The sequence below is a fragment of the Mesorhizobium sp. M6A.T.Cr.TU.017.01.1.1 genome (assembly GCF_004023115.1).
In the GTDB taxonomy this organism is placed as follows: Bacteria; Pseudomonadota; Alphaproteobacteria; order Rhizobiales; family Rhizobiaceae; genus Mesorhizobium; species Mesorhizobium mediterraneum.
The window spans coordinates 45,059-57,737 of sequence record NZ_RZTA01000002.1; the positions used below are offsets into that span (position 1 = coordinate 45,059).

Genomic DNA, 12,679 nt, shown 5'->3' on the forward strand with positions numbered 1-12,679 from the left:
CCCAGCGTTCGGCCATCGCACCGCAGGAATCGTGCCAGGCCGGATCGGCCCCGGCCCGGTTTGCGGCAATGGCTTGTGAAGTCGCCGCGCGAGGCATAAGTTCGATTAATGAGCAGAGCCTTCACGCGCGAAGAGGATAGCGAAAACGCCATTGCCGGCATCGGCGAGCGGCCGATCAGCCATCACCGCAATCTGGTGACGGAACGCGGCCTGGCGATGATCGACTCCGAACTGGCTGCCCTGCGCGATGATTTGGGCAGGGCGGAGAAGAGGGCCGACCGCGAGCGCATCGCGCTCATATCGCGCGACCTGCGCTACTGGACCGCGCGGCGTGAAAGCGCCGAGCTTTCCCTACCGGAACCGGGCAGCGACCTGGTTCGCTTTGGCATGGGCGTCACGCTGGAAGGCGATGACGGCAGGAAGGTACACTGGAAGATCGTCGGCGAGGATGAGGCCGATCCGGCCAAGGGCACAATTTCACATGTTTCACCGATGGCCCTGGCCTTGTACGGCAAGAGGATCGGCGAAATTGCCGTGGTGAACGGCAAGGAATGGGAGATCGTCAAGCTCTCCGACAATTAGTCCTCGACCTTGATGACATGGTCGCGGAAGAATGCCGCCGCGCCGGCCTCGTCGATCTCGCCGGCGGCAACGCCCATGACGAATTCGTAGACCGTGCCGTTGTCGGCCGTCAGCGTATAGCCGTTGACAATTAGGAACGCGCTGGCGGCGACGATGGCCGTGCGCTTGTTGCCGTCGACAAAGGCATGATTTCTGGCGATGCCGAAGATATAGGCCGCAGCCAAATCCTCGATCGATGGATCACCGTAGTTCGTCTTGTTCTCGGCGCGGGCGAGCGTCGATTCAAGAGCATTCTCGTCTCTCAAACGCTGCGCGCCACCATGCCGGCGCAGCTGCTCCGCGTGCATCGCTTCCACGGCGCGCCGGCTCAGGAATTGCAAGCTCATTCGGCGAGCTTCTGAAGCGCGACCTTGTATTTGTCCATCACCTCGCGGGCAGCTTTCATTTGCCGCTCGAAGTTATCGTCCACCGGCTTCAGCGCAAGGCCGTCACCTGTTTCAACGATTTGAAGCTGGTCGCCAGCCTTCAGGTTCAGACGATCGAGAAGCTCCCTCGGCAGGATCACCCCTTCGGAATTGCCGATCTTGCGGATGGTCGTGTTCATAGCGCTGCACCCTTGTTGCAACACATATTATAACGCGACCTGCTCTCCGTTACAACGGATATTATAACAGGCTCAGCCGACTTGCAGCAGCCGATCGATCAGCCGTTCCGCCGCTTCAGGGATGACTGTGCCCGGCGGGAAGATTTCCGCGGCACCCGCCTGCAACACGGCATCGTAATCCTGCGGCGGGATGACGCCGCCGGCGACGATCAGCATGCCGTCGCGCCCGAGCTTCTTCAGCGCACCCTTGAGTTCGGGAATGAGCGTCAGGTGCCCCGCTGCCAGCGAGGAGGCGCCGACGATATGCACGTCATGCTCGGCCGCGAGCCTCGCGATCTCTTCCGGCGTCTGGAACATCGGCCCGACGGTGACGTCGAAGCCGAGATCGGCAAAGGCGGTGGCGATGACCTTCTGGCCGCGGTCATGGCCGTCCTGTCCCATTTTGGCCACGAGAATGCGCGGCTTGCCGCCGGATTTCTCCTCGAACGCCACGATCTTGTCCTGCAGCCGGTCGACCACCGGATTGTCGCCAAGCGCCTTGCGGTAGATGCCGGAGATCGTCTGGACCGAGGCGACATGGCGGCCGAAGACCTTTTCCAGCGCCAGCGAAATCTCCCCGACCGTGGCGTTGGCGCGCGCGGCGCGGATGGCGAACTCCAGCAGATTTTCGCCGCCCTCCGCAGCGCGGCTCAGCGCATCCAGCGCGCTCTCGACAGCGCCGACGTCGCGCGTGCCTTTCAGCCTTTGCAGCTTCGACAATTGCCGAGCCCTGACTTCGGCATTGTCGATCTTCAGCACGTCGACCTCGATATCAGTCCCGGGGCGGTGGGCGTTGACGCCAACCAGTATCTGCTCACCGGAATCGATCCGTGCCTGCGTGCGCGCGGCGGCCTCTTCGATACGCAGCTTGGGTATGCCTTTTTCGGTTGCAGCGGCCATGCCGCCCAGGCTCTCGATCTCTTCGATATGGGCAAGCGCGCGCGCCGCCAGATCATGCGTCAGCCGTTCGAGATAGGCAGAGCCGCCCCACGGGTCGATGATACGGGTGGTGCCGGATTCCTTTTGCAGAATCAGCTGGGTGTTGCGGGCGATGCGAGCCGAATGATCCGTCGGCAGCGCCATCGCCTCGTCGAAGGCGTTGGTGTGCAGCGATTGCGTAAGACCCTGCGTCGCCGCCATTGCCTCGATCATGGTGCGGACGATGTTGTTGTAAGGGTCCTGCGCCGTCAGCGACCAGCCCGAAGTCTGGCAATGGGTGCGCAGCGACAGCGAGCGCTCGTCCTTCGGCAAGAAGTTCTTCAGCATCAGGCTCGACCACAAAAGGCGGGCTGCCCTCAACTTGGCGACCTCCATGAAGAAATTCATGCCGATCGCCCAGAAGAACGAAAGGCGCGGCGCGAAGCGGTCGATATCGAGACCGGCGGCGACGCCGGCGCGGGCATATTCGATGCCGTCGGCGATCGTATAGGCGAGCTCGAGGTCGGCGGTCGCTCCTGCCTCCTGCATGTGATAGCCGGAGATCGAAATCGAATTGAACTTCGGCATGTGCTGCGAAGTGTAGGAAAAAATGTCGGACACGATCCGCATCGAAGGCTTTGGCGGATAGATGTAGGTGTTGCGCACCATGAACTCTTTCAGGATGTCGTTCTGAATGGTCCCGGCGAGATCCTTCTGCGCAACCCCCTGTTCTTCCGCCGCCACGATGTAGAGCGCCATGATCGGCAGCACCGCGCCGTTCATCGTCATCGACACCGTCATTTCATCAAGCGGGATGCCGTCGAAGAGCTGGCGCATGTCGAGGATGGAATCGATGGCGACGCCGGCCATGCCGACATCGCCGGCAACACGCGGATGATCGCTGTCGTAGCCGCGATGCGTGGCGAGGTCGAAAGCGACCGACAGTCCCTTCTGGCCGGCCGCAAGGTTGCGCCGGTAAAAAGCATTCGACTCTTCCGCCGTCGAGAAGCCGGCATATTGCCGGATCGTCCAGGGCTGCTGGACATACATGGTCGGGTAGGGGCCGCGCACGAATGGCGGCAGGCCCGGATAAGTGTCGAGATGCGGCAATCCCTTGAGGTCGCCCTGGTTATACAGATGCTTGATGGCCAGACCTTCCGGCGTCATCCGTTGGCCCTTGACCTCGACCGGCGCCCGGCGCGGCGTCGACCAGCCGACTTGGCTGAAATCCGGGATCATGTTGCTATTCCGATCGATTGATCGATGCGGATCGGAAACAGCGGCTCGCACACCGCCACGCCTTCCGTGAAGGCGGGTCGCGGCTCTGCCGCCAGCGTCTCGACCGGACGTTCGGTCTTCGACGGGTGATGCGTCGTGCCGATGATGGCCCGCTCGCCCGCCTGATAGGCAGCATTGCGGCGGGCGGAGGCGGCCTGAACCCGTTTCTGGATGTGTCCTTGCTGCAGGCTGGACAGCACGCCACCTTCCGCCTCGATCCGCTGGAATTCTTCCCAGGCCGCTTCGCAGAGTTCGGCGGTCAGTGCTTCGACGGCGCCCGAACCGCAAGCAGGGTCGACGACATGATCAATATGGCTTTCGTTGGCCATGATCAGTTGCGTATTGCGGGCGACACGGCGGGCAAAGCCCGCCGGCAGGCCATGCGCTATCGTATGCGGCAGGATGGAGATCGAATCCGCCCCGCCGGCCGCGGCGGCAAAACCGGCAATGGTACTGCGCAAGATATTGGTCTCTGGGTCCGCCGAAGTCATCATGCGGAACGACGTCTCGGCATGGATGTTGGCGGTGGAGGCGGAGATCGAGCATGCCTCCTGAACACGCGCCCACAGCCTGCGCAGGGCCCTGACCTTGGCCATCGACACGAACTGGTCCTGGTCGACGCTCAGCGCAAAGCCGATATGGGGCGCCGCATAGACAAGCGGCTGGCGCGCCTCCTCGAACATCCGGAGATAGGAGACCGCCGAAGCCATCATGGTGCCCAGCTCCTGCGCTTCGGTGGCGCCGGCATTGTGGAAGACGCGCCCGTCTGCCTCCAGCAGAACCCCGGGCACGCCCATCGAGAAAAAATGCGCCAGGGACTGCGGCATCGACGCCTGCAGGGCTTCGATCGACATGCGCAACCGGCCGGTTCCGGCAAATATCGCCGCCGGATCGATGCCGAATGAAAGGTTGAGCTTTGCCGGATCTGACCGGCGCTTGCTCAAGAACGCAACCAGCCAGTCGGCCACGGCGCGGCTCCAGGGATGGGCGTCGATGCGGACCTGGGTGCGATTGAGCGGCACACCGTCCAGCACGGTCTCCAGCGCCTCGGCAGTCCTCGGCAGGCCATAGCCGAACGCATTCGGCGCGCCTTCGAAGACAAGCGACAATCCGGTGGCGCCCTGTGCGACGTCTTCCAGGGCCTGGGCTTTGGCGCGGCCGATATCCGGATCGTCGATACGCTGGCTGACGATCCACGGCGATCTCGGATTTGCCCGCGCGAGAGGCTCTGCGGTGACCGAACGATCATAGAGCGGCTCGATGCGGATCGCATCGTCCGTATGGGACACGAGCTTTTCCTCGAAGGTTCCGCCGGCCAGGGCTTTTTCCGCAAGGGCCAGCCACCGCTGCCGGTCAGGGTTCGGAAGTTCGGCATCATGGTTCAAGGCACCGGCGCCCATCCGCTCTCCTCGTCTTATCGGCCGCATCGGCCTGGAACGTCAGTCTACGGTTCCCAGTCGCAGATCACAATGCAACACGCTTCCTGCGACAGTGAACCGTCAACCGATTGCCAAACATGCGCAAAATCCGCAAGCTCCAAAAAAACTCAATTTCGACCATGGCCATTGTCGCTGCGCAATGGCGTCATTATACCTGCGGCGAGCCCGGTTACTTTCAATAGATCAGGGCGTTCAACACTTCAGGTTTGCGGAGACCCGACACATGGCTGACGACACCAGTATTTTCATAGGGGCCAGCCGCAAGCCTGATGACAGCTACCAGCGCGCCGAAAATCTGCTGCTTCAGTATGGCAATCGCCACGGCCTGGTCACCGGTGCGACCGGCACCGGCAAGACCGTGACCTTGCAGATTCTGGCGGAAGGTTTCTCCAATGCCGGCGTGCCGGTCTTCTGCGCCGACATCAAGGGCGACCTGTCCGGTATCGCCATGATGGGCACGGCACAGGATTTTCTGGTCAAGCGCGCCGAGCAGGTCAAGCTCGATCCTTATGAATTCCAGGAGTTTCCGGTCATCTTCTGGGATCTGTTCGGCGAGCAGGGCCATCCGATACGCGCCACCGTCTCGGAAATGGGGCCGCTGCTTCTGTCGCGGCTGATGAACCTCTCCGAGGCGCAGGAAGGCATCATGAACATCGCCTTCCGTATCGCCGACGAAGAAGGCCTGTTGCTGCTGGACCTGAAGGACCTGCAAGCACTTCTTGCCAACATTGCCGATCGCGCCCAAGAAATCGGAGCTCGCTACGGCAATGTCACCAAGCCTTCGGTCGGCGCTATCCAGCGCACCTTGCTGGTCCTGGAGCAGCAGGGGGCGACGAATTTCTTCGGCGAACCGGCACTGCGGATCGCCGACATCATGCGCACCACCCGCGACGGGCGCGGCGCCATCAGCGTGCTGGCCGCCGACAAGCTGATGGCGAATCCCCGGCTCTATGCGACATTCCTTTTGTGGCTGATGTCGGAGCTGTTCGAGGAACTGCCTGAAGTCGGCGACCCCGACAAGCCAAAGCTGGTCTTCTTCTTCGACGAGGCGCACCTTCTGTTCGACGATGCGCCGAAGGTGCTGATCGACCGGGTCGAGCAGGTGGTCCGCCTGATCCGCTCGAAGGGCGTCGGCGTTTACTTCGTCACCCAGAATCCGCTGGATATCCCTGAAACGGTTCTGGCCCAGCTCGGCAACCGGGTGCAGCACGCGCTTCGCGCCTACACGCCGCGGGAGCAGAAGGCGGTGAGGACGGCCGCCGAGACGTTCAGGCCCAATCCCGACTTCGACTGCGCGACCGTGATCACACAGCTCGGCACTGGCGAGGCGTTGGTCTCGACGCTGGAAGCGAAGGGCGCTCCTTCGATGGTCCAACGGACGCTGGTTCGCCCGCCGTCGTCACGACTTGGTCCGATCACGCCTGACGAGCGCCGCAAGCTGATCACTGAGAGCCCGGTTGCGGGGCAGTACGACCAGACCATCGATCGCGAATCGGCTTTCGAGATGCTGCAGAAAAAAGCCAAGGACGCTCTGGACGCAGAGGCGCAGCAGCAGGAGAGCGGCCGCTCACGCTGGACCATTCCAGGCTTCGACAATGACAGCCCCCCGCCCCAGACCACCGGCAGCAGGCGTACATCGGCACCCAGACCGTCCAATCGCCAGACGGTGGCGGAGGCGGCGATCAAATCGGTGGTTCGTTCCGTCGGCTCGTCCGTGGGCCGGGCGATCGTGCGCGGCATTCTGGGGAGTCTCGCCAGGGGGCGGTGAGAGCATCGGACCCAAAAAGGTGGGAATCGGCCGGGCGCGCCGAGTCTGAAAAATCCCGTCACGGCACACGTCATTTCAGGTTGGCCCTAGCTGAATTGCCGCAAATGCAGAACCGGGTGGCCATTGTGAGGAGACTCCTTATAACGGTTGATGAGATTGCGATAACCAAGGGGAGACGATGCGTTACATACGTCCGCTTTCAATCGAAGACGCCGTTGGCCAGTTGACCGGCTCGTCCGGCACAGCCGCCATTCTCGCCGGAGGCAGCGACCTGCTGGTGAGGATGAAAGGCGGCTTCATCGAACCCGAGCTGATCGTCGACATCAAGGCGATCGATGGGCTCAGCGAAATCAGGGAAACGGCGGAGGGCTTCAGCATTGGTGCCGCGGTCCCCTGCGCTGCATTGGGAGAGAACGCGGCCCTGAAGACAGCATGGCCTGGCGTCGTCGAAGCGGCTAAGCTGATCGGCTCCAAGCAGGTACAGGGGCGCTGCACCATCGTCGGCAATCTCTGCAACGCCTCGCCGGCCGCCGATAGCGTGCCGGCGCTGGTGGCCGCCCACGCCAGGGCGTTGGTTATCGGGCCCGGAGGCAAGCGCACAATCCCAGTGGAAACCGTGCCGACCGGGCCGGGCAAGACGTCGCTCGCCAAGGGAGAGATCATCGAGGCGATCCTGCTCGACAGGCGCGCGCCGCGCTCCGGCGATGCCTATCTGCGTTTCATTCCACGCACGGAGATGGACATCGCCGTGGTCAGCGCCGGCGTGAACCTGACGCTTGATGAGCAAGGTGTCGTCAAGGCGGCCCGCGTGGCCCTGGGCGCCGTGGCCGCGACGGTGCTGCTGGTCGAGGAGGCCGCCGAGGCCCTCATCGGCAGGAAGATGGACGAAGCAGCACTTGAGCGGCTCGCCAAGGTCTGCGCGGGGGCCTGCCGTCCGATCGACGACAAGCGCGGCACCGTCGAATTCAGAAGAAAAGTTGCGGGTGTGCTGGCCAGGCGGGCCGCCATGACCGCCTATGCACGTGCAGGAGGCAAATGATGGCCGGCGTAGCAGTCTCAACGACAATCAACGGCGACAATTTCGAATACCTTTGCCAACCGGACGAGACGCTGCTCGATGTGCTGCGCGACCGCCTCGGCCTGACCGGTGCCAAGGAAGGCTGCGGCACCGGCGACTGCGGCGCCTGCAGCATCATCCTCGACGACCGGCTGGTGTGCTCGTGCCTGGTGCTTGGCGCGGAGGCCGAGGGCCGGCGCGTCGAGACCGTCGAAGGCATGGCGCATGGCGACAGGCTGCATCCGCTGCAGCAGAAGTTCCTCGAACACGCAGCACTGCAATGCGGCATCTGCACGCCGGGCTTCCTGATTGCGGCCAAGGACCTTTTGGCCAAGAACCCCGACCCGACCGAGGAGGAAATCCGCTTTGGCCTCGCCGGGAATCTCTGCCGCTGCACCGGCTATGACAAGATCGTGCGCGCCGTCCAGGACGCCGCCAGCGTGATGAAGGGAGCCTGACGATGAATTTCGATCCGCGTTATTCGGGACGCAATTTCACATCCGTCGGCACTCGCCCCATCCGTCCCGACGGCGTCGACAAGGTGACGGGCCGCGCCCGCTACGGCGCGGATTTCAACATGGCCGGCCAGCTGGTCGGGCGTGTTCTGAGAAGCCCGCACGCCCACGCCACGATCAGGAAGATCGACACGTCGAAGGCGGAGAAGCTCCCCGGCGTCAAGGCGGTGATCACCGCCGCCGACCTGCCGGACCTCACCGATGGCGATGCCGCCATGTACGACATCCTCGACAACTGCATGGCGCGCAAGAAGGCGCTCTATGACGGCCATGCGGTGGCCGCGGTCGCAGCGGTCGACGCCCGCATAGCGAGGCAAGCGCTGAAGCTGATCGAGGTCGACTATGAGGTGCTGCCGCATGTGACCGATGTCGACGAGGCGATGAAGCACACGGCACCCCTGCTCAACGACGCGATCTTCACCGAGGGCCTTGAGGAGAAGCCCGTCAAGCCTTCCAACGTCACCAAGCGCACCCAGTATGGCCATGGCGACATCCATGAGGGTTTCGGCCAGGCCGATTTCGTCGTCGAACGTTCCTTCAAGACCGAGCAGACGCATCAGGGCTATATCGAGCCGCATGCCTGCGTGGCCAATGTCAGCTCCGACGGGACCGCCGACCTCTGGGTCTGCACGCAAGGGCATTTCGTCTATCGCCAGCATTGCGCCCAGTTGCTTGGCATGGAAGCCTCGAAGCTGCGCGTCACCTCGTCGGAGATCGGCGGCGGTTTCGGCGGCAAGACTCATGTCTGGGCCGAGCCGGTGGCGCTGGCGCTGTCGCGCAAGGCTGGCCGGCCGGTTAAGTTGGTCATGACGCGCGACGAGGTGTTCCGCGCCTCTGGGCCGACAAGTGCCACCTCGATCGACGTCAAGATCGGTGCCCGCAAGGACGGCACGATCACCGCAGCCGAGGCGACCTTGCGCTATTCCTGCGGCCCCTATGCCGGCATGTGGGCCGAGATCGGTGCCATGACCGCGTTTGCCTGCTACAGGCTCGAGAACGTCAAGACGGTCGGCTATGAAGTTCTGGTCAACCGGCCGAAGACCGCCGCCTATCGCGCGCCGTCAGCGCCGATGGCTGCCTTCGCGGTGGAGAGCGCAATCGACGAACTGGCCAAGGAGATCGACATGGACCCGGTCGAATTCCGGATCAGAAACGCCGCGCAGGAGGGCACCAGATCGTCCTACGGCCCGGTATATGGCCCGATCGGCATCGGCCCGACGCTCGAAGCGGCGAAGAACCACCCGCACATGAAGGCTCCGCTCGGCAAGAACCAGGGCCGCGGCATGGCTTGCGGCTTCTGGTTCAACTTCGGCGGCCAGACCTGTACGGACCTCAACATCGGCATGGACGGCTCGGTCTCGCTTGCCGTCGGAACCGTTGACGTCGGCGGCTCGCGCGCTTCGCTGTCGCTGGTGGCCGCGGAAGAACTTGGCATCGCCTATGAGCAGGTCAAGGCGGTGGTCGCCGATACTTCCAGCCTCGGTTACAATGATATGACGGACGGCAGTCGGGGCACCTTCTCGTCCTCTATGGCGACGATCTCGGCCGCCCGCAACGCGATCAAGGTCCTGCGGGAACGCGCCGCGCAGATGTGGGACATTTCCGTCGACGACGTGGCCTGGGAACAGGGCCATGCGGTCGCCAAGGGCGAGAAGCACGGCAACCTCGGAAAACTGTCGCTGAAGGAGATCGCGGCCGAGTCGGGCAAAACTGGAGGGCCGATTGCCGGCCACAGCGAACTCGTCGCCGATGGCGCGGGCGTCTCCTTCGCCACCCATATCTGCGATATCGAGGTCGATCCCGAGACCGGCGCCACGAAGGTGCTGCGCTACACCGTCGTCCAGGACGCCGGCAAGGCGGTGCACCCGACCTATGTGGAGGGACAGTACCAGGGGGGCGCCGCGCAAGGCATCGGCTGGGCGCTCAACGAGGAGTATATCTACGGCAAGGACGGGCGGCTTCAGAATGCTGGCTTCCTCGACTACCGCATCCCGGTCTGCTCGGACCTGCCGATGATCGACACGCAGATCCTCGAGATCCCCAACCCCAACCACCCTTACGGGGTGCGCGGCGTCGGCGAGACATCGATCGTGCCGCCGCTGGCGGCGATCGCCAATGCGGTGTCGAACGCCGCGGGCGTGCGGATGACGCATATCCCGATGTCGCCGCCGCGCATCCTGGCGGCGATCGAGGCCGAACGGGCAGGCTGATGGTTGAAGTGACGCTCTGGGGATCGCTTGGCGCGGCCGCCGGAGGCAAGAACAAGGTCGACATCGAAGCAAAGGACATAAGGGAGCTGTTCAGGAAGCTGGCTGAACAGTATCCCGGCCTGGAGCCCTTGATCGATCGCGGCATTGCCGTCGCCATAGACGGGACGATCTATCGCGATACCTGGTCGAAGGAATTGCCAGAAGGTGCTGAAATTTTCCTGCTGCCGCGTCTTGCCGGAGGATGACTGGACAACCGTGTTGACCTGCCATGTAGGCTCGAGAAACCTCGGTTATTCACGAGAGTTCTTGGCCAGTTCAGCCGGCGAGTTCGGCTCCTTTTTGATGACTGCTTCTGGGCCGAAGCAGGATTGGCAGCTTTGAGGCTTGATTTCTTGGAAGCGGACCTTCAGCCTTCCGCGGGCCTCGACGTGGTCCGAACCTGAGCAGCCATAGCGCATTTGCGCAACTGGACGCGGTAGCGCCAAGATAGATGTGGCGGCCGACGGCATCCGCTGTGGTCTTGTCTCTGCCGCTACATCACGATGAAGCCGTTCGGTTAGGCATGCTCCCTGTGGCGCGACACCTTCTCGCGGTTTCCGCAAGTCCGCATGCTGCACCAGCGGCGTTTCCCGCCTCGCGACGTGTCCAGGAAAAGCCAGCCGCAGCGCGGACAGGAGCGCAGCCTTTCCCGCGACAGGGTGAAGAAGGCTTCCACCGACAGCACGGCCAGGAAGGCCGTGACGGCGGCCGGGTTCCGCCACTCGACCAAAGTGAGTTCCGGTCGCGCGTCGGTCGGTAAGATGGACCCGGCGGCAAGCCCGCTTGCCGCACCGGAAAACAGGAAGCTCAGCGCCTCCATCGCGGGGGGCCGGCCCGCGGCGATCGCCCCGAAGACCCGGGCCGACGCCTCCCGCACCGCGTGGACCCGTTCGATGAGCGGTTCGCCCGTTATGCTGGCGACCGCTTCTGCCTGGCGAGCATCTGCAAGCCCCGATGCCTTGAACCAGTTTCCGATGTCCCGGGCGGATTTAAGCAGTTCGTTATCCTGCTCGGGCACCCGCCGATTGAACACGGCGTTCGCCAGGTCGAGGGCGGGGTGCCCGCCAATGAAGTGCTCCTGCACCCATTGCGTATGTGCGTTCGCCACGGAACCTAACCTCGTCTGACCTGTTATCCGGTTACAAGCACTGTAACCGCTATAATATGGAAATCCGGTTTCGAGGCCAGGGCGATGTCACGTCCGGCACGAGAAGGAGGAATGAGAGATGCAAAACCATCACCACAAGACCCGCCACGAGACCATCGATGTCAAAGGCCTGGACATCTTCTACCGGCATGCCGGCGACCCGGCGAGGTCGGCGATCCTGCTGCTGCACGGCTATCCGACCTCGTCTTACATGTATCGCAACATCATCGAGCCATTGGCGGAAACCGCCTATGTCCTTGCGCCGGATCTGCCTGGTTTCGGCTACTCCTCCGCGCCATCCGCCGATGCCTACGACTACACGTTCGAGAACATTGCCGACACGATCGACGCGTTCCTCGCTGCGCTGGACCTCGAGGGATTCTTCCTGTTTATCCACGATTTCGGCACCCCGGTAGGCTATCACCTCGCAACACGCCGGCCGGACCGCATCCGTGGTCTGATTGTCCAGAACGGCAATGCGCATGAGGAGGGGCTGGGGCAGGGATGGGACGCCCCGAAGGCGTTCTTTGCCGACCCGACCGAGGAGAACAGGGCCAAGCTCCCCGACTGGATGAATTTCGAGACGACCCGATACCAGTATGTCGGAGAGCAGCCGGAGCGCCTGGCGTCTCTCTATCCTCCCGAGGGTTGGCATCTCGACTGGGAGCGTCTGTCGCGGCCCGGAATCATCGATATCCAGTTCAAGATCTTCTCCGATTACGGGTCGCACATTGCGCGTTTCCCGACCATCCGGGCCTACCACTCCGAGCATCAGCCGCCGTGCCTTCTGCTTTGGGGTAGGCACGATCCCTTCTTTGATATCAACGAGATCATGGCATACAACCGCACCCTTGATGCGCTGGAGATCCACGTCTTCGAAAGCGGACACCAGCTTTTGGAAACCCATCATAGAGAATGCGCGGCTCTTGTGAGCCGCTTCATGCTCGACGTGGACGCCGGCGTGTTTCGAGATTCCGCCAAGTGACGGCGGCAGAGAACTCGGCGGGGTGCGTGAATGCTTTGGCGTGTCCGGATCGACAGTGAGAAGGGCGAATGTCCGCTCCTCCAGCACTTTCGACCAGC

Annotated in this window: 12 protein-coding genes; 7 read left to right on the forward strand and 5 right to left on the reverse strand. The window is 63.1% G+C overall.

Going from position 1 to position 12,679, the window contains the following annotated elements; translation table 11 throughout:
- The first annotated feature begins 108 nt into the window (after positions 1-108).
- Positions 109-582 carry a GreA/GreB family elongation factor gene (locus tag EOB36_RS00960; RefSeq protein WP_095486516.1) on the forward strand — a complete coding sequence of 158 codons (474 nt, stop codon included), beginning with the start codon at positions 109-111 and terminating at the stop codon, positions 580-582.
- Here EOB36_RS00960 and EOB36_RS00965 read toward each other — a convergent pair.
- The 4 genes from EOB36_RS00965 to EOB36_RS00980 form a co-directional block, all read right to left on the reverse strand.
- Entirely contained in the window at positions 579-968 is a 390-nt protein-coding gene (locus EOB36_RS00965; protein WP_095486517.1) for a type II toxin-antitoxin system death-on-curing family toxin, read from the reverse strand. The two genes, EOB36_RS00960 and EOB36_RS00965, sit on opposite strands and share 4 nt — an antisense overlap.
- The gene (locus EOB36_RS00970) at positions 965-1,186 is read right to left on the reverse strand and encodes an AbrB/MazE/SpoVT family DNA-binding domain-containing protein (RefSeq protein WP_095486518.1); all 222 of its coding nucleotides are present in this window, start codon (positions 1,184-1,186) and stop codon (positions 965-967) included. The genes EOB36_RS00965 and EOB36_RS00970 overlap by 4 nt, the downstream gene beginning before the upstream one ends.
- 72 nt (positions 1,187-1,258) lie before the next feature.
- The gene (gene scpA / locus EOB36_RS00975; RefSeq protein WP_095486519.1) at positions 1,259-3,382 is read right to left on the reverse strand and encodes a methylmalonyl-CoA mutase; all 2,124 of its coding nucleotides are present in this window, start codon (positions 3,380-3,382) and stop codon (positions 1,259-1,261) included.
- Entirely contained in the window at positions 3,379-4,821 is a 1,443-nt protein-coding gene (locus EOB36_RS00980) for a methylmalonyl-CoA mutase subunit beta (protein ID WP_095486520.1), read from the reverse strand. The genes scpA and EOB36_RS00980 overlap by 4 nt, the downstream gene beginning before the upstream one ends.
- 262 nt (positions 4,822-5,083) lie before the next feature.
- On the opposite strand from EOB36_RS00980, the gene EOB36_RS00985 reads away from it, so the two are divergent.
- From EOB36_RS00985 to EOB36_RS01005, 5 genes are all read left to right on the forward strand, one after another.
- Positions 5,084-6,628, forward strand: coding sequence for a helicase HerA-like C-terminal domain-containing protein (locus tag EOB36_RS00985; RefSeq protein WP_095486521.1), 1,545 nt, complete (start codon positions 5,084-5,086; stop codon positions 6,626-6,628).
- Between the two features lie 178 nt (positions 6,629-6,806).
- Complete coding sequence (locus EOB36_RS00990) at positions 6,807-7,667, forward strand: xanthine dehydrogenase family protein subunit M (RefSeq protein ID WP_095486522.1); 861 nt, start codon at positions 6,807-6,809, stop codon at positions 7,665-7,667.
- A complete protein-coding gene (locus EOB36_RS00995) occupies positions 7,667-8,143 on the forward strand; it encodes a (2Fe-2S)-binding protein (RefSeq protein WP_095486624.1) in 477 nt (158 codons plus the stop codon). The genes EOB36_RS00990 and EOB36_RS00995 overlap by 1 nt, the downstream gene beginning before the upstream one ends.
- 2 nt (positions 8,144-8,145) lie before the next feature.
- Positions 8,146-10,410, forward strand: coding sequence for a xanthine dehydrogenase family protein molybdopterin-binding subunit (locus EOB36_RS01000; protein WP_095486523.1), 2,265 nt, complete (start codon positions 8,146-8,148; stop codon positions 10,408-10,410).
- A complete protein-coding gene (locus tag EOB36_RS01005; RefSeq protein WP_095486524.1) occupies positions 10,410-10,655 on the forward strand; it encodes a MoaD/ThiS family protein in 246 nt (81 codons plus the stop codon). The genes EOB36_RS01000 and EOB36_RS01005 overlap by 1 nt, the downstream gene beginning before the upstream one ends.
- Positions 10,656-10,966: 311 nt before the next feature.
- On the opposite strand, the gene EOB36_RS01010 is transcribed toward EOB36_RS01005, so the two are convergent.
- Positions 10,967-11,557, reverse strand: coding sequence for a CGNR zinc finger domain-containing protein (locus tag EOB36_RS01010; protein ID WP_095486525.1), 591 nt, complete (start codon positions 11,555-11,557; stop codon positions 10,967-10,969).
- A 118-nt stretch (positions 11,558-11,675) separates the two neighbouring features.
- Between EOB36_RS01010 and EOB36_RS01015 the strand changes: the two genes are divergently transcribed.
- Complete coding sequence (locus EOB36_RS01015) at positions 11,676-12,581, forward strand: alpha/beta fold hydrolase (protein WP_128284088.1); 906 nt, start codon at positions 11,676-11,678, stop codon at positions 12,579-12,581.
- Positions 12,582-12,679 lie beyond the last annotated feature (98 nt).